The 17,391-nt window shown below is 65.9% G+C and carries 15 protein-coding genes and 1 pseudogene; 6 read left to right on the top strand and 10 right to left on the bottom strand.

Annotated elements, in window-relative coordinates; translation table 11 throughout:
- Together Manayef4_RS20335 and Manayef4_RS20330 are read left to right on the top strand one after the other, a co-directional pair.
- Positions 1–405, top strand: a 405-nt coding sequence (locus Manayef4_RS20335) for a transposase (protein ID WP_139140163.1), incomplete at its 5' end; no start/stop codon positions are given.
- A gap of 11 nt (positions 406–416) precedes the next feature.
- On the top strand, positions 417–827 hold the full coding sequence (locus Manayef4_RS20330) for a metalloregulator ArsR/SmtB family transcription factor (protein WP_070132911.1): 411 nt from the start codon (positions 417–419) through the stop codon (positions 825–827).
- A 94-nt stretch (positions 828–921) separates the two neighbouring features.
- Here Manayef4_RS20330 and Manayef4_RS20325 read toward each other — a convergent pair whose 3' ends face one another.
- Positions 922–1,812, bottom strand: a complete 891-nt coding sequence (locus Manayef4_RS20325; RefSeq protein WP_070132909.1) for a hypothetical protein — start codon at positions 1,810–1,812, stop codon at positions 922–924.
- 197 nt (positions 1,813–2,009) lie between these two features.
- The gene (locus Manayef4_RS20320) at positions 2,010–2,543 is read right to left on the bottom strand and encodes an NUDIX domain-containing protein (protein ID WP_070132908.1); all 534 of its coding nucleotides are present in this window, start codon (positions 2,541–2,543) and stop codon (positions 2,010–2,012) included.
- Positions 2,544–2,717: 174 nt separating this feature from the next.
- Between Manayef4_RS20320 and Manayef4_RS26815 the strand changes: the two are divergent.
- Together Manayef4_RS26815 and Manayef4_RS23530 are read left to right on the top strand one after the other, a co-directional pair.
- Positions 2,718–2,890, top strand: a pseudogene (locus tag Manayef4_RS26815) (response regulator transcription factor); the annotation flags it as partial.
- A 382-nt stretch (positions 2,891–3,272) separates the two neighbouring features.
- Positions 3,273–4,196, top strand: a complete 924-nt coding sequence (locus Manayef4_RS23530) for an alpha/beta hydrolase (protein WP_175443443.1) — start codon at positions 3,273–3,275, stop codon at positions 4,194–4,196.
- A gap of 139 nt (positions 4,197–4,335) precedes the next feature.
- On the opposite strand, the gene Manayef4_RS20310 is transcribed toward Manayef4_RS23530, so the two are convergent.
- From Manayef4_RS20310 to Manayef4_RS20275, 8 genes are all read right to left on the bottom strand, one after another.
- A complete protein-coding gene (locus tag Manayef4_RS20310) occupies positions 4,336–6,846 on the bottom strand; it encodes an MMPL family transporter (RefSeq protein ID WP_070132905.1) in 2,511 nt (836 codons plus the stop codon).
- Positions 6,843–7,769, bottom strand: a complete 927-nt coding sequence (locus tag Manayef4_RS20305) for a class I SAM-dependent methyltransferase (protein ID WP_070132903.1) — start codon at positions 7,767–7,769, stop codon at positions 6,843–6,845. Before Manayef4_RS20305 ends, Manayef4_RS20310 begins: the two co-directional genes overlap by 4 nt.
- 90 nt (positions 7,770–7,859) lie before the next feature.
- Complete coding sequence (locus Manayef4_RS20300) at positions 7,860–9,047, bottom strand: MFS transporter (RefSeq protein ID WP_011437617.1); 1,188 nt, start codon at positions 9,045–9,047, stop codon at positions 7,860–7,862.
- A 19-nt stretch (positions 9,048–9,066) separates the two neighbouring features.
- The gene (locus Manayef4_RS20295) at positions 9,067–9,711 is read right to left on the bottom strand and encodes a CPBP family intramembrane glutamic endopeptidase (RefSeq protein WP_175443442.1); all 645 of its coding nucleotides are present in this window, start codon (positions 9,709–9,711) and stop codon (positions 9,067–9,069) included.
- A gap of 151 nt (positions 9,712–9,862) precedes the next feature.
- Entirely contained in the window at positions 9,863–10,885 is a 1,023-nt protein-coding gene (locus Manayef4_RS20290) for a DUF2156 domain-containing protein (protein ID WP_049760957.1), read from the bottom strand.
- A gap of 59 nt (positions 10,886–10,944) precedes the next feature.
- Positions 10,945–12,000 carry an SDR family oxidoreductase gene (locus Manayef4_RS20285; protein WP_083282592.1) on the bottom strand — a complete coding sequence of 352 codons (1,056 nt, stop codon included), beginning with the start codon at positions 11,998–12,000 and terminating at the stop codon, positions 10,945–10,947.
- 1,037 nt (positions 12,001–13,037) lie between these two features.
- Positions 13,038–14,195 carry an endonuclease/exonuclease/phosphatase family protein gene (locus tag Manayef4_RS20280; RefSeq protein ID WP_070132898.1) on the bottom strand — a complete coding sequence of 386 codons (1,158 nt, stop codon included), beginning with the start codon at positions 14,193–14,195 and terminating at the stop codon, positions 13,038–13,040.
- An 89-nt stretch (positions 14,196–14,284) separates the two neighbouring features.
- Positions 14,285–14,980 (bottom strand): hypothetical protein, encoded by a 696-nt coding sequence (locus Manayef4_RS20275; protein ID WP_011437612.1) that lies wholly within the window; start codon positions 14,978–14,980, stop codon positions 14,285–14,287.
- Positions 14,981–15,399: 419 nt separating this feature from the next.
- On the opposite strand from Manayef4_RS20275, the gene Manayef4_RS20270 reads away from it, so the two are divergent.
- Entirely contained in the window at positions 15,400–16,587 is a 1,188-nt protein-coding gene (locus Manayef4_RS20270; RefSeq protein ID WP_254665760.1) for a transcriptional regulator, read from the top strand.
- On the top strand, positions 16,584–17,282 hold the full coding sequence (locus Manayef4_RS20265; RefSeq protein WP_070132895.1) for a 2'-5' RNA ligase family protein: 699 nt from the start codon (positions 16,584–16,586) through the stop codon (positions 17,280–17,282). Before Manayef4_RS20270 ends, Manayef4_RS20265 begins: the two co-directional genes overlap by 4 nt.
- The last annotated feature ends 109 nt before the right edge of the window (positions 17,283–17,391 follow it).

The following is a 17,391-nucleotide window of genomic DNA, read 5'->3' as shown; positions in this document are numbered from 1 at the left end:
CTGCTGTCCCAGCCCGGCCTGGGACCGGTCCTCGCGGCCCGGGTGCTCGCCGAGTTCGGTGACGACCCGACGCGCTACGCCGACGCGAAGGCACGGAAGAACTACGCCGGCACGAGCCCGATCACCCGCGCCTCCGGGAAGAAGAAGACGGTCCTGGCCCGCTACGCACGCAACAACCGGCTCGCCGACGCGCTACATCAGCAGGCGCTCTCGGCCCTGAGCGCATCCCCGGGCGCCCGGTCGTACTACGACGCGATCCGCGCGCGCGGCACGTCGCACCACGCCGCGCTGCGCCAGCTCGGCAACCGGCTCGTCGGAATCCTGCACGGCTGCCTCAAGACCCACACCCCCTACAGTGAGGCAACCGCATGGACACAGAAAGCAACACTCGACGTCGCCGCTTGACAACGAAAACCATGGGATGTCTGACCGCGCRTGATCACGGTGATCACGGTGACGAGAGTGACGCACCGAGCGGGCTCGCGGGCACCGTCGCGTCCTGCTGCACGCCGTTGGCTCGCACCCCGCTGTCCGCGGAGGACGCCGAACGTCTCGTCGGTGTGCTCAAAGCGATCGCCGTTCCCGCCCGGCTGCGGCTGCTGTCGATGATCTATGCRCGGGAGGGTGGTGAGGCGTGCGTCTGCGAACTGACCGAGCCGCTCGGGCTGACCCAGCCGACCGTCAGCCACCACCTGAAGGTTCTTGTCGCCGCCGGCCTGATCAGCCGGGAGAAGCGTGGCGTGTGGGCCTACTACCGACTCGTGCCCGGAGCGCTGCCCGCGCTCGCCACGGTCTTCGCTCCGGCCGCCGCTCCAGACGCCGAGTGAGACGACTACCGAGTGAGACGACCGCCGGGCGGGACCTGCGCATCGCGGCCGGCGGTGGTCAGAGGGGCCAGCAGCGGTCAGGGGCCAGCAGCGGTCAGGGGAGCCAGGAGACGGTGGCGCAGCCGAGCTGATGCCGGATGGGGCCGTCGGGCCCGGCGTTCGTGGCGTAGGCGCACACCGTGTGCGGGACGGCGCTCGTGATGACGGTGGTCTCGAAGCCGTGGTCGGGGCCGGCGTCGGGGTAGAAGCGGGCGACGTCCGGTCGGGAGGTGTCCGCGGTGGCGGTGGTGGCGGTGGTGGCGTCGAGAGTGACCGTGACGATGAGGGGGTCGGCGGGGTCGTCGGGGTCGTAGGTCCAGCCGGYGACGCGGACGCTGCTCCAGCCGGCGGTGATCCACGGGTTGGGCGTCGCGAGGTCGAGGTAGCCGAGGGGCGTGTGGTCGACGGCGGGCGCGTCCACGGTCGCGGTGGCGCAGCCGAGGCTCCGCCGGTGGAAGGAGCCGAGCGGGCCGATGTTCACCGCGGCGGTGCAGACGGTGTGGGTGCCGGGTGCGGCGGCCACGGTGGTGTCGAAGCCGTGGTCGGGGCCGGCGCCCGGGTGGGCCCGGGCGACGTCGGGACGGGAGCGGTCGGCGACGACACTGGCGGTGGCGACGTCGTCCAGAATGATCGTTACGGCCAGGGGGTGGGTGAGGTCCCCCGGGTCGATGGTCCAGCCGGCGACGCGGATGCCGGCGGGGGATGCGTCGGCGAGATCGAGAAAGCCGAACGGCGGCGCATCGTCCCCATCGGGACAGGTTTTCTCGGTTTTCCTGATCTTCCCCGTCTTCCCCACGTCGCTGGACCCGGCCGTCGGGCAGGCGCCGGCCACGGCGGATCCGGCCAGGCCGACGCCGATCAGGACGGTGGTGAGAGCGAGGATGCTGATCATCGCGACGGCGGTACGTACGGGCGTTCGATGCGGCGCGATGGCGATGATCGTCACCCTCTCCCCTCACGCTCAAGGTGTGAACTGAAAGTAGCATCTCCATTGCTATCGGTCGACAACCGTGAAGGTTTTGTTGCATGTTGCATCCACGTCGCCGCCATGCGCATTCTGCGGGTGCGGTGTCCGTACGGCCATGGAGCGGTGGGGCGGCGACTGGACCCGGCTCGCCGACCGCCGCTGTTACCAGACCTGGATCAGCCAGCTCGGTCTGGCGGGGGACCCGTGGACCGGTCGCGGGACCGGATAGCCGAGAAAGCCTGCCGCGATCGTGCGCCCGCTCCCCGACTCGGCGGCCAGCCGAACCGGGAGAACGGTTCCGCCCGCAGATGCAGACGGATGATCTCCCTGCTGTACGCCAGGGTGTCGGCCGGCAGATCGTCCGGTGGGTGCCAGGCGAGGGCGGAGCAGGTGGCTGGCTCCCGATTGGTGGGCTCGCCGCTCCACCGCGACACCAGGAAGCCGAAACCGATACGAGCGTCGCTGTCCGGCGGAAGGRCATGCGTGATACCCGCGAAAGCGACATCCTCGGGTTCGACCCCGATACCGAGCTCCTCGTCGAGCTCCCGGATCACCGCGGTCACGACGTCCTCGGCGGGCTCGATCCGTCCGCTGGGCAGCGCCCAGCAGCCGCTTCCGTAGATGCCTCCCGCGCGTTTCGTCAGGAGCAGGCGGCCGTCCCGTATCAGTAGCGCAAGAACGTCGACCGGGGTCCGGTGTTCGTGCCGCATGATCCTCCTCGTGCTCTTCTTCCCGCGGACCGACTCGAGGCCCGTGACCGGGAAACGTAGCGCGCAGGGCCCCGTCCTTCAGAGCGAAGATTCAGCAGGGATTCGGCTGGCGCTCAGCGGCAGGGTGGCCCTGTTCCGCACATGCGCATCCTGGTGGCGGACGACGACCGGAGTCTGGTGGCGCGACTGCGGGCGCTGYTGCGCCGTGGTGGTGGGGAACGCCCGGTCGTCCTGGCGGCTGGCGACCTCCGGCTCGACCCGCGTCGCACCGGGCCTGGCGGGGTGAGTCACCGGTCGAGCCGACGCCACGGCAGTTCTCCCTCCTGGAGTTCCTGACGCGCCGTCCCCGTCCCATACCGACCGGTGGGTAGGGCGGTGGCACGGGACGGGGACGGTAACCATCCCGGCTACATCCTCGTCTGCCGGCCAGCCGCCAAGGCTGGATGGTCACCATCCAGCAAGCCGATCCTACAGAACCGAGGACGCCTCACCGCYGGACACGCCGAGGCGGTTCAGGCATTTTTCCGGGAGATTCCTCGCGCCTTGGCACTATAGGGCTTGGTGGAGCTGAAGAGTATGTTCCCGACCGTGTTACGGTGGGCGAGGGTGTTCTATTCTGCAAGAAGATTAAGGATAGATTTCTTGGTGTGGAATCAGGACTTTTCAAGCTAGCAGGCTTAGCACTTTAGTTGGAGTCCAAGAATGAGTTGTGCTGTAGCCAGGATATATATGCTTTCTATTATTAGCCTGTTCTTGYTAGGCTTCCTAGCTGTTAGCTTTTTTGCCTACGGCGTCGAGCCTGGGCGGAATCTCAAGGAGACGCCCTCGTTTCTGAAGGAACGTACAACTCGATACATGGACATAGGTGATACACGGCTCCACTATCTGAAGCAAGGCGCTGGTAGACCTGTCATTCTCCTGCATGGCGGTGGCACCTGGCTGTATTCTTTCYGGAAGAACATCGATGAACTTGCCCGGGAGCATACTGTGTATGCCCTGGATATGCCCGGRCATGGTTTCACCACCTACCAGGATCCTGCTACGCTCACCTTGGCCGGATTCGCGACGCTCCTGAAAGATTTTTTGGCAAAGCAAGGAATTGTCCAGGCTGATTTTATTGGGAGTTCATGGGGTGGCGGTTGGGCGCTTTATTTTGCCGAGGTTTACCCTGATGAGGTCGGCAGGATAGTGCTCATTGATGCTACGGGGACGGCGGAGATCGCGGCTCACGACGGGAGCTCCTGGAAGYACCTGTCGTATCCGCTGGTAGGCGAGTTGCTCGTACACTTCTTTTCTTTTGGCAACGTCAGGAAGGATATACACGAAAATCTCTTCAGCAACCCATCGGCCGTATCTGACGCGGAGATTCGCCAGATATATATTCCTATCACTTATTCTCGCAACCTCAAAGCTCAGTACATCCTGCAACGTAATTTGAACTGGAGCGAAGTCGACCGGCATCTCGAAAAGGTACACAACGAGACTCTTGTGATCTGGGGCAAGGATGATCGTTACATACCAATAAAATTTGGCCAGAATCTTGAGGCAAGGCTTCCAAACGCCCGCTTCGTCTCCATAGAAAATGCCGGCCACCTACCGCATGAAGAGCAGCCGGAAAGGGTCAACGCACTCTTGTTGAAATTTCTTCAATAATGGCGCATCCTGCAAGGAAGTGTCAACTCCGGTATGCCGTGTCGGGCGTGTCCTGGCCTGGCCGGTAAATCTTAGTGTCATGCGGGATACGGCGGTGTCACGCGGGATACGGAATGGTTATGGAATGGCGCCGTCTACCTCACGCCGGCCCGTCCGGGGCGGCGGCGCGGCGCCGTAGGGAGGGCAGCCACCAGTTGTACTTCCCGGCTATCAGGAGTGTGGCGGGCGCCAGGACGAGCCTGATCAGCGTGGCGTCGAGCAGCACCGCGACGCTGAGGCCGAAGCCATACTCGCGCAGCATCAACGTTGACGAGAGCATCATCGTCCCCAGTGTTCCCGCCATAACCAGGCCGGCAGCGGTGATTACCCGGCCGGTGTCCACGATAGCTGTCGTCACCGCGTCGGCGTCACTGCTTCCCTGCCGGGTTATTTCTCGGATCCGGGTTATCAAAAAGATTTCGTAGTCCATGCCGAGACCCATCATGAGGATCACCAGGAAGATTGGTAGGTCGTTGATGACGGGTTCATCGAGCCAGCCGGCGAAGACCGCGAGYGTGGCGCCGAGTGCCCAAATGTTGCTGAGCGCGATCGTCAGGATCAGCCGGATCGGGACCAGGATGGATCGTAATGCGAAGGTCAGCAGCACTATGACGCCGGCGCACACAAAGGCGATCATCTTCCAGAAGGACGATGTCAGCGCCGCATCGTATTCTTGGTCGATGACGGTGGCACCACCGACCTGAGCGTTGTCGATGGTACTGTCGGCGACCAGCGTGGTCAGCGTCCGGATCRTCGACCTCGCCTGCTCCGACAGTGGGTCCCCAGCCAGCACGATGGACAGCCGCAGGGCGCCGTCCGGGGCCAGAAAGTCCTGTCGGACGTTTTGTGGTAGCGCCGACGTGTCCTCCCAGGACAGCTTCGTGCCCGTGGGGCGGGACAGGCTCGAAACGGAGACCACGCCGGGAGTGCGGGCGATCGCGTCGCTTAGGCTGTCCAGTCGCTGCCAGCCGGCAAGGGTGAGAGTGTCGCCTCGGTGACCGTTGTCGCCGATGTCACCGACGACGGTCGTCGGCTGCAGCAGGCCGGGTTGCCAGTGTTCGGCGATAAGGTTGTAGCCGCGGCGGGCGTCTGTGTCCGGGCTCAGCGCGACCGGGTCGGAGGTCAGCCGGTGGGATCCCAGGAGGACAATGATGGGGATCGTCGCCAGCACGAACACCGCGACGACGGCGACGGGTGCCCGTCGCGGCAGCACGGCCAGCCGTCGCAGCAGGTTGGTCAGCCAGCCCTTGGACTCCATATCCGTGAGCGGCCGGACACCGAGCAGGAAGAATTTGTCGCCCAGCAGAACCAGCAGCGCCGGTGTGATCGTCAGTGCGGCCAGCAGCATCACCGGGATGCCCGCGAGCCCCCCATAGCCGAGCGGCGGGATCCAGTCGACCGGTGAGAGCAGGGTTGCGGCGAACGCGAGGATGACGGTGCTTCCCGCGAGGGCAATGCTTTCACCGGCGTGGATGGTGGCGTTGACGACGGCTTCTTTCGGGTCGCGGCCAGYCAGGCGTTCCTGCCGATATCTGGAGGACAGCAACATGCTGTAGTCGACGCCAGCACCGAGCATGACGAAGGTCATGATTGTCGTGGTGAACTGGGTTAGTTCCACCTGGCTGCCGACGGCGTACAGCCATGCCTGGCTGATCGTCATGGCGAGCCCGATCATCGTCAGGGTGAGGACTGCCGGAACGACGGCACGGAAGAACAGCAGCAGAACGATGATGATGATGATGTAAGCCGCGTACTCCATCTTCGCGTTGTCGGCCTCGGCCTTGTCGTACGTGTCCTTGATCAGTGCCAGTTCGCCGGTGACGGCGGCGTGCACCGGGGAGGCCGGGCCCAGCCGGGCTATGTCCGCGGCCACAGTGCGGCGCAGCGCTGTCAGGTCCGGGTCAGGTCCATGCCTCGAGTAGGCGACGGTAACGAGTGACGCCCTGTGGTCATCGGAGATCAGGCTGGCGGCGTCCACCGGCACGGGGAAGTYCGCCCAGTCCGTCTCCTCGGCCAGCGTGCCGRCCAGCTTCGGCCATTCCGCCTGGTCGGTACGTGCGGCCCGTTGCAGGAGTGGAACCAGCGCCGCGGGCACCTGACCCGTGGCCCGCGCCTGGGCCAGGCGGCCCATGGCCTCCTCGGTGCTCGGTGGCGGCGTACCCGCCGGCGCGAGCACGTGGCGCATCGCGGCCAGGAGAGCGTCGCGGTGCAGCGTGTACGGCGACGTCGTGCTCATGACTGAGCCATCGTGGACGAGTGGCTGTAGCGAGGCGTCCAGCATGCCCATCAGCCGCCGCGAACTCGCGGCGGTCACATCGGGCGCACTGAGCACGATGAGGGTTTCCCGCTCGGAGTGATGCGGGAATGCCTGTACGAGCCGTTGCGCTACGGCGTCGCCGACCGAGCCGGGCACGATCTTCGAGCTGCCCTGCCGGGACTGTACCTCGGAGAGCTTGAGCGCGAACGGCGCGCAGGCCCCGATAGCGACGAGCCAGAGGACGATGACGACCACGGGGTGTCTGACCACGGCCCGGGCGATCCGTCCCAGCACCGGATGGGCGGAAGGGGAAGGCGTCGACTCCGATCCGATCCCGCCAGTCCCAGAGTTCACTGGATCCCATTCGCCTTGGTGACGCCCGGCTGGACGGGAGCTGCCGGCTCCGGTGTGGTCTCGGCGACGACCACGACGAACGGATGGAGGAGTGTGAGGCCCCCCGGCCGGCTGGCCTGCTTGCGTAGCGCCTCTGTCAGTTTGCCTCTGACGTCGTCTTCGCGGGACATGTCGAACGAGTCCCGGAAGCCGGCGCCGGCGCCGGACCGTTCCACCCACTCTACGGCTTCCTCGGCGGTGGCCACCGGCCAGCGCTGTTCACCCTCATACTGGTTGATTACCCGCAGTTCGCCCTTGCGCATCCACCTGGCCACCGTCTCGGCGTCCTTCGGCAGGGCCACCCGCACCATCGCGGTGAGCAGAGTCGGCTCGTCCGCGACGACGTCTTCGAAAGCCTTGCGCAGCGAGGCCAATGCGTCCGCGCGGGACTCGATGATGCCGATCCGACCTCCTGGGCGGAGCACCCGCCGCGCCTCGCGGAACAATTGGGAGGGCTTGCTATAGCAGATCGCCCAACCGCAGACGATCGCGTCGGCGCTGTTGGTCGCCTGGGCCTTGAGGAACTCCAGCATGTCGCCCTGCTGCCAGCTGACATCCTTGGAGGCTTGGCCGAGCGTCTCCATCTTGGCCTTCGCGACGGCCAGCATCCCCGGGGACTTCTCGATCACCCGCAGCGAACCGAGGCCCTGCTGCCGGATCCGAATCTGTTCGGACAGGTGACCCGTGCCGCATGCCAGCTCGATGACGTCCATCCCCGGGGCGATCCCCACCAGGTCCAGCATCGCCGTCGAGTTCGGGCCCATGAGGGCGGTGAACGCCTCGTCATAGGTGCTGCTGGCGATGTCGTAATCAGGTGTGGTGTCGGCAACGGCGCGGGTGAGTAGGRGACGGGCGGCGCGCAGCGCCAGACCGGCTCGGCTCATAGCAACTCCCAGTGGATCGCGAGCAGAAGGACGGGATGTCTTTTCGGTGAGGTGGATGCCCGACCGCAGCCGGGCATCCTGGCTCGGACGTCAGGTGACGGAGCGGCGCTGCGCCGCGGTCAGGATCAGGACGGCGCCCAGGACGAGAACCGCCGCCATGCCGGTAAGCGCGGTGGTGACGCTGCTGAAGCCGGTACCCAGCGCGCCGAGCAGAGGGCCGCTCATCATCCCCACGGCATAGGCGATGTTGAACATCGCGAAGATGGCCCCATGCCCGACCCCCCGCCGTTCCGCCGCTGCGGTGAGAATCCCCAGCGCAGGGATGAGGACAAAGGAGAAGCAAACGGCGAACGTCACCAGCAGCACCGTCGTCCAGCCAACGTCGAACCTGGGGAGCAGCGGCAGGACGGCGCTCATCCCCAGCAACCCGCCCGGGATCAACGGCAGATCCGGCCGCCGGTCCCCAAGCAGGCCGACCGGCACCCCGGCGAGCCCGTGCGCCAGCGTCGCCGCCCCGAAGATCAGACCCAGCGTGGCCGGGCCGCTGCCGAACCGGTCGGCCAGGTGCAGCGGGAGCAGCGGTTCCAGCATGCTCAGCGTCGCCGCTCCGAAGGCGACAGCGAGCAGGGTCGGCAGGAGCGAACGCCAGCCGGATGGCTGCTGCTCACGTACCGGCTGCGCGGCGCCGCGGACCAGCCACGGCAGGACGGCGGCGAGTACCGCGGTGAGCACCGTGCACACCACGAACGGCGCCGCGTCGCCGAAGCGTTCGGCCAGCAGCCCGCCGATCACTGGGCCAGCGACCATACCGACGGACATACTGGACATCGCCGCTCCCATCGCGCCGCCGGCCCTGGGGGGCCGCACCCGCTGGGCGAGCAGAGCGATTCCGTTCGTCCACAGCGCCGCCGCGGCGACTCCCTGGAGCGTGCGGGCAGCCAGAAGTTCGGGATAACTACGAGCCAGCGCGAAACCGACYGTCGAGATCAGCAGACCGGCGGCACCGACCTGGAATGGCCGTTCATGCCCGAACCGGTCGCCGACCCGGCCCATCAGGGGAGTCCCCGCCAGCAGGGCGACCGCGTACGCGGCGTACAGCAGGCTCACCCCGGCCGACCCCACATCGAACTGGTCCGCGTAGTTTGGCAGGACAGGTACCACGATGCTGTAGAGCAGGCTGTCCACGAACAGCGCGCCACAGGTCGCGGCGGTCACCTTGAATACGTCGTGGCGAACCGCGGTGGAGTTCGTCTCGACCGCGTCCTGGCTGGCAGCCATCTCGCCTTCTCCGATCAMGTTAGAGCGAGATTGCCCAGATGGTGAACAGAACGTTGGCCACACCCTGCGCGATGGTCGTACCGACCACCGATCCCGTCACCATCCGGCAATAACCCAGGGCGAGGCCCATCACGAAGACCGAGGGGATCATCCCGGCCAGGACCAGCGGGTTGAAAGGATTGAGTCCGTAATCGCCGAGGTGCACGAGTGCCCAGCCGGCACTGACCGTGACGACGGACCTCCAGAGCCCCATGCGCCGGGAGGCGGCGTGCAGCAGCACGCCTCGGTAGAAGACCTCCTCAGCGATCGGGACGAGCAAACCCATACAGAGGAACAAGGAGATATAGGCGAGCGCCGGAGAGCCCGGGAACATCTMGCGGAAGAGGCCGGGCAGCAGGGCCGCCCAGTTGTCCTCACCCCGCCCGAGCAGCGTCAGGCAGGCGACGAGGGTCAGCAGGTAGCCGGCGGTCACCACCCCGATCCCGCKGGCCAACTGCCGTGGCGAGGATATGGCCTGCACGCCGACATCCGACCACATTCGCCGCGGCACGACGAACAGCGCGAACGGGGTGAGCACGATAGAGAACACCATGAGCCACTCGTCGAACGCGCCGGCAATACGTAGCGTTCCGAGGATGGCGAACACAACGCAGGCGACAAGCACGGGCCGCGCTTCGTAACGCGGGAGCCGCCGGCCTGGGACCCGACCGGACCCGGTCACCCCCGACTTCGCCGTCCCGCTCCCGTTCGGGACCGCGTTCGGGGCGGAGCGAAGGACTTGATCTTTATTTCCGGCATCGCGAGAAAGAATTTTATCACTCATGGGGACTCGCTGGGCGACGTGTGACGCTCTTCCTGCCCCGGCGCAGCGAGACGGCCTTCGTCACCCGCATCAACCGCCAGACGGCGGAGAGCGAGACGCCGTCCTGGAACGCGACATACTCCGGCTGGATCAGGTCTGGTTGCCACTTCAGCTTGTATGCCACCTGGGACTGGGCGGGGTAGATCCACTCGGCGCGAGTGCCGAGCCAGCGCACGAAACGGTCCACGAAGGGGCTGTGTCCAGGAAGTCGATGTTTCGGATCGAGCGAAGTGAAGGGAGTGAGACCAAAGTGCAGGTACGGCGTCTTCTCCCCGACGAACTGCCGTACGGCCGTGGACAGGATCAGCTCGCTGACTCCGGTGGGAGCGTCCGGTATCCGCCGGCTCAGGTCATGCAGCCAACCGGAGTGCCGMCCGAAGACCGGCGAGAATACCTGGTAGCCCACCAGCCGGCCGGCGTGCTCGGCAACGAACAACCGGCGCCTGCGCTCGGCCCAACCGCCCCGTTGGCCGATCATAAAGTCGATCTCGGCGACGCCAAAACCTTTTGCCTTCAACCATACCCAGTCCACCTCGTTCAGTGCCTCCATCAGCTGCGGCGTCCGCTCACGGACCGCCGCCACCTCGCGTACCCGGACGCCGTCCCGATTAGCTCGAGAGATCTTATTCCGGATCTTCACGAAATGTTTCCCCGACATGCTGAAACCGTCCAGTGAACGGGCGTAGGAGGCGCCGAGCTGGTTCACGCCAAAACCGGCACGCAGGTAGATGTCAGTATCTTCGGGCATCAGCTGGACGCTAATCACCCGACGGCGGTTCTGCCTGGCCCAACGGACGAACTCAGTCAGCAGCTCAGCCTGCTGGTCCGGCGGCGCGAAGACTCCGCCGAACTGGATCAGGAACCTCCCGCTTGGCCGGTAGATGACGACGCCGTCGATTCCATCCACCTCGAACGTCAGATTTCCTTCGTTCAGCGCCAGGTATGCAGATGGGTTGTGAGCGTGCCGGGTCAGCACGTCCAAAGTGGGCTCCGCGACGGATCGCGTCTGTGCGACCCCTGTGCTGCTGCTACGGGTCACGGCCGGCTGCTCCCAGCAACGGCCGCTCGGTCGATCTTTGTCGTGCCCTGGTTCGACCGAGCGTCGCGGGCCGCCCAGTAGCGCATGCTCCGATCCGCGACCGTCCTGGCGTCGGGGAGCGGCCGGACGCCGAGGGCGGCGAGCTCATCAGCCGATGTCGGCAGTATCAGGCTTGAGCGGACGTATGCAGAGAAATAGGCTACTGCCTTCATTATCCCCGCGTATAGTGYCGGATCCGTGATGGCGGATTCATCCAGGACAGTACCGGATATCAGCATCGGGGGCTTGGCCGGATAGCCAAAATCACGGCCAATATCGAGCGCCATGTCAACGACGTCGGTGAGGGTCAGTGCCGCCGGCCCATTAGCGAGCCAGAGTTCGCTGCCCAGCGCCTCCTTACGTACAGCGGCAACAACTGCCTCGGCTACATAATCAACGGGCACCAGATCGATCCGAGAGTCCGGGGAGAAGGGTATTATCGGTAGTTTATCGTGCAGGAATCTGGCCACCATCTGGTAGAAGCCTTGGAAGCTGGCTATGGCACCGGTATCGGAGTGGCCGACGATGATCGAGGGCCGGAGGATGGCATAGGGGACCCCCGCGCCGCGCACTACGTCCTCGGCCTCGCGCTTGCTGCTGGCGTAGCGAGCACCGGACTCGCCGGCGCCGTCGCTGCGGGCGCCAATGTAGGCGGTGCTCACATGGTAGAGGGGTGCGTCTGCCGCCGCGGCCAGCTGCGCTATCCGCGAAGTTCCCTCGACGTTGATCGACCTTAATGTCCTCTCGGTACCGTTGAATGCGACCACGGCGGCTGAATTCACCACCGCATCCACGCTGTCGACCAGGGATCGGTACTCCGATCCATCCAGGCCGAGTTGTGGACGAGCGATGTCACCGCGCACGGTGGTAATCGTCTGGTCGGCCAGGACGGTGCGGTGCACCAGGCACACCGGCTCGATGTCAGGAACTCTTTTCAACTGGCTCAGGAGCTCTTGACCGARCACGCCCGACGCCCCCGTCAAAAGCACCCGTCGTGCGGTTTGCGCAGTCATCTACTTCCTTTTCCAGCAGGGAATGTCCGCATGGAGATGCGGCCGGAYCACTGGTAGGAGCTGTCAACGACCTTTTGGTATTAGAAATATGCCAGCGATGCCCGTCGATATTCCGTGGAACGGCGTGCATGCCCGCGTCAATGATCGTTTTTCTGACTATCATCATCATCATCAGCTGTGGATGAATTCGACAGGGCCGGGCCGGCCGTGATTCTCCAGGCATGCGCGCGGCCTGGGCGCGCTTACTGTAGTTACAGTAGCGGCCGTTGCGCACTCCAGCGCTACGTTGTCGCACCCCCCGTGTCGCCATGCGTCGCATCCGTGCCGTCAAGTAGGCGAAGCCGCGACTTACTGTTCTTGTAACGTCTCCTGGAATCGCTCGGTCGTCAGTCTAACCACAACCAACTGGCGAGGTCTACGAGGAAGGAGGGGCCATTGGTTGTTGAGAAGAAAAATTATGCTGCTGCTTAATAGCAAGTAATCTGTGCCCGCAGCGGGCTGACCAGCGCTTCCGGTGACCGTCAACCTCCGTTGAAGTCTCTACGGTGTTGGCTATCTCACGGTGGGGCGTTATGGGCTATTTTCATAACTTAAGTCTAGTATTCGGAAGATACGAGTGGCATCCACCGACGTGTCGTACGGACAGCGATCTCTAGCGGCTGGCTGGAGTGATAAACTGTGCTGTAGGGCGACTATCGGTAGGCGAGCCTGGACAAGGTGATGTGCGCGTACCGGGCCCGGTAGTCGCGGACCTGGCAGTCGTCGAGGCCGCGGGTGGGAGCGGACCCGGCCGCGGTCGCCGACCCGGGCCGCTCGCCGGATCGGTCGAGAGTACGGCTGCGCCGGGTTCGTGGTTCCGTTCGACCACGGCGACGACTGGGACCTCGCCGCACCGGGCGAACGCATCCACGACATCGCCCACCTCTGCTGGCGATTCCTCGGATGGTTCGGGGGCGGGGTCAAATCGAGCGGCGGGGCAGGCGTCCRCTCAGCGGCACAACAGAGTGTCGCCTGGTGTTCTAGATGCCGCGGTGTTTTTAGATATCGAGGTCGACGTAAAGGGCGGCGTGATCGGAGGCGGCCTGGTCGGCTCGGGTGATCTTGGGGTGGATCACCCACTGGGCGGATGGGTGTTTGTTGTCGGGGTCGCCCCACAGGCCGGTGCGGACGATCTGCCCGCCGGTCATCCGGTCGGCGAGGTCGGGGGAGAGCAGGATGTAGTCGAGTCGGTTACGGGCGGTGCAGGACTGGAAGGTACCGGGTCGGGGGCCGGTGTCGAATCCGGCCCGGCTGGCGGCGTCGACGAGTGGACTGTCGGGGCCGAGGAGGGGTTCGAGGCTGGGGAACGCGGGCGGGGGTGGCTTGTTGAGGTCACCGACGACGGCGATGTACCGGGCGCCGGCGTCGCGGAGCGCGGTGTAGATCTCCGCCACCCGGTGGGCCTGCCGGCGGCGTAGCGGGTCGGGGTTTCCGGAGGTCCAGGACTGGCTTTTCAAATGGTTCGGCAGTACCCAGATGGTGTTGCCGGCGGGGGTGTGCAGTTCGTAGGCGGGGCAGTCGCGGCTGAACAGCGGCCGGTCGGGGCGGGCCGGGTCGGGGTCGTCGACGTGGCTGACGATCGAGCCGATCGTGTGGCCGGGTTTGGCCAGCAGGCCGACGTCGATGCCGCGGGGGTCGTTGCCGTCGACGAGCATCACGTGGGCGTACAGGCCGGCGAGCAGACTGGTGTTGAACCGGACCAGCGCCGGACGGTTTTCGGCTTCGATCACGGCGAGAACGTCGGCGTTGATGTCCGTGATGACCTGGGCAGTGGAGCGGATCGCGGTCTCGTCGACGGGGCCGGTGACCAGTTCGACCCAGCCGATCCAATCCTGCCGCCCGGTCGCGTCGATCACAGCGTCCTTACCGGGGGGTTGGGTGAGGAAGTTCCCGCGGTTCTCACGAAGCCGGGCCCACCGCGGCTGTGGATCCCGGTTGAGCTGCAGCCGACCCTCGCTGGTGCGGGTCAGGATCTCCATCGTTTCCAGGTCGGCGAGCATGTCGGTCTTGTTCTGAACGGTATAGACCTCGTGCTGGGCGAGGGTGATGAATCGGTCGAATGCGRCCAGGACCGGTTGGCCTTCGTCCCAGGTGGGCAGGTCCATCGCCCGGATCCGTTCGAACAGGTTTTCCACGTTGAACGACGCCAGTCGCACCGGTCACCCCCACAGCACCGTCGTGTCGGCTCTGCTGCACAGCGTGGCAACCCGAGGAGTTGCTGTCGACCCACCGGCAGGTGAATCTTTTATGATCTCGGTGGTCCACTTGTGGCCGCGCCTGTGACGGCTCTCTTGATCCTGCATCGATCAAGATCGTAATGTGGACGGGCGAGGCTGAAACCGAGCGCAGCGTGCGCCTTGACCGCCTCCACCCGGCGGTACTCGTTGAAGAAGCCGCCGTGGTACAGGTCGTCGACCCGCTCGGCTCCGTCCGCGTCCAGGTCGTAGACGACGCGGGCGGTGGCCGGGAAGAACCAGGCCGGGCCGATGTCGGCRATCTCCCCGGACAGCTCGACCCGGTTCAGCGCCGCGAGCGTCGCGGACTCCCGCAGGATGCGCAGGTCGTCGTCGGTGACGTCGGACAGGTCGGGGTCGTCCAGCCGCTCGGCGGAGAACAGGTGGTGGTAGACCCGGTCGGCGGTGCGCAGCACGTCCGCCGGCTCGGACGTCCGCTGACCGTAGGCACGGACGAACTCCAAGGTCTGCTGTTCGACAGCGGCCTCCTCGGTCTCGTCCTCCGACAGCAGGCGCTCGGTCACCAGGTCCCAGTCGACGAGCATCCAGACCGGCGCGGTACTGCGACGGACGAAGTACCGGTCCGGCTCGACCGTGACCGTGGTCCCGTTCACCGTGATGCCCGGGAGACGGTTCCAGGTGGGCGTGAACGGTTCGCTCATTTCCACCGAGAAAGCTGCGGGGTATTCGGGTTTCGTGGCGAGCATGGCTCACTGTCCTTTCGGGCTCTCCGTTGATTCCGGTATCGATTCGCGAGCCTCCCCGGTCGGGCGTATGGTCCGGTGGGTAAATCGGGGAGGTCGTGTCGATGTCCGTAATCATGACCCGGACGGGATCGGCAGGACAGTTCCCGGCGGCATGCCGCAGTCCCCGAAGAGCAGTGCTTCGAGGCATGGCGCCGAGCACTCGTTTTCCGGCCCTGGACCGGCTCTCATCGACTACGATCAGCTACAGATGGCGGCAGATGGCGGGGTGAGTCGACGTGCGTCATGATCCGTCCGCGTTCGTCATACCGGCRKAATTCTGGGATCGGACCCAGGTCGCCGAGAGCCTGCAGATGAGGGACATCGGTTYCCTCTTCCGGCTGGTACAGCGGYACGCCGGGGCGAGTCAGCCAGGGATCGGGATGCGCGTCGGCCTGGCCSAGTCAGATATCAGCAAGTACATCAACGGCAAGCGAATCGCCGCCGAGTTCGAGTTGTTCGAGCGCGTCGCCGATGGGCTCGACCTGCCCGACCGTGCCCGCATGTTGATGGGGCTGGCACCGCGCGGCGCCGTCCAGTCTCCGGAGGCCTCACGGACGAACATCGTGGAACAGACCGCCCTTCCCGAGGAATCGGATYCCGTCGAGGAGATCGGGCAGCGGATCGAGACGCTCGGTGCATCCAACGTCAGCACGGCCGTTCTCGCCCACTTCGACGTTCTGCTCCTGACCATGGCGGACGAGTACGAGTGGGCCGGCCCGGAAAAACTCGCACCACGGGTACTCAGGCAACGCCGCCGGGTTCAGAACCTCCTGGAAGGACGACAGCCGCCCCGGCAGCGTGAACGGCTCTACGAAATCGCCGGTCGCCTCTCCGGAATACTCGGCTACATGGCGGTGAACACCGGCCGGTTCGGACTCGCGCGCGCCTACTGTCTGGAGGCTCTCCACACCGCTGAGCTGGTCGGTCACCACGACCTCACGGCATGGATAGGCGGCACGCAGAGCCTGTGTGAGTACTACGCCGGGGACTACAGAGCTGCCCTGGAGTTCGCCCGGGAGGGTCGCCGTGTCGGTGGCCGGTCGGCCCAGGTGATCCGCCTCGCTGTGAACGGGGAGGCACGCGCCCTCGGTCGGCTCGGTGACCGCGCCGGGGTGGGCCGATCCGTGGGGGAGGYGTTCGACCTCGCCGAACAGCATCCGGTGCCCGACGGGATGTCGCCCTGCATCTCCTTCGCGCCGTACAGCATCGCCCGTATCGCCGCGAACGCCGCGACCGCCTATGTCTCACTGGGCGAGCCCGGTCAGGCGCGGGAGTATGCGGACATGRCCGCTCAGGTCGCAGACCGATCCCCGTCGATGTGGAGCCGTTGCCTCGTCCGCCTCGACCTCGCGACCGCGCTGCTGCTGTCCCACTCCCCCGATCCGGAGCAGGCTGCCGTCCTGGGCATCGAGGCTCTGACCGCCACGGCCGGCAACCCGATCGAGTCCGTCCGACGTCGTAGCCATGAGCTGGTCACCCGCGCCAAGCCGTGGCAGCAGATCGGCCCGRTCACCGAACTCGCGGAGGCTTCCCGCGCGCTCGCCCTCCCCACCGGCGCACACCGGTGACCACGGCACGCACCGCGGACCCGGTCGCGGACGACTGGCACCGCTTCGCCGGTCTCGACCGGCTCGAAAACCACTGGGACCGGCCGGGCTGGACACCCGGCCGCCGCTCCTACCACTGGATGCTGACCTTCGAGGATGCAACCGAGCTGCACGTCCTTGCCGACCGGTGCCAGCGGCGGCTACGCCTGCCCGCCCTCGACCCGGTGCCGCCTGACGGGCTGCATCTGACGCTCCAACGTCTTGCGTTCACCGATCAGATCGGCCGGGCTGACGTCGACAGAGCCGTGGAGCAGACGTGTGTACGGCTGACCGAGGTCGAGCCGTTCTCCTTGGCTGTGGGGCCGCTGGCTGGGTCCTCCGGAGCCGTCCGCTTCAGCGTCCTGCCCTGGGCACCGGTGGTCACCATCCAGGGCAAGATCGTCGAAGCGACCACGGCCGTACTCGGGCCCGCCGCGGTCRTGACCAAGCCGCACGGGTTCCGACCCCACATCGGAATCGCCTACTGCAACAGCCCGACCGACGCCCATTCGATCATCGCGGCCGTCAGAGACCTCCGGGAGCTTCCATCCGTCCGGGTCGCGGTCAGAACCGTGGCACTGGTCGAACTGCGCCGTGAGGAACGCGCCTACCGGTGGGACACCGTGGCCCGCGTGCACCTGCCAGCGGCTACTGGGTCTAGCACCCCTGCCCGCTAGTTCTAGCAGGGCCTCTAAAGGGAAAACAGGGTGACCGTTGATCGGGACGTACCCACATGGGGCGTGCCGCCTCAGCGCCGTGGCGGGGCTGGGTCGGGTGGTGTGGTGG

This window comes from Frankia sp. CgMI4 (assembly GCF_001756285.1).
Taxonomy (GTDB): domain Bacteria; phylum Actinomycetota; class Actinomycetes; order Frankiales; family Frankiaceae; genus Frankia; species Frankia casuarinae.
This window is presented reverse-complemented; position numbering and strand designations above follow the sequence as displayed.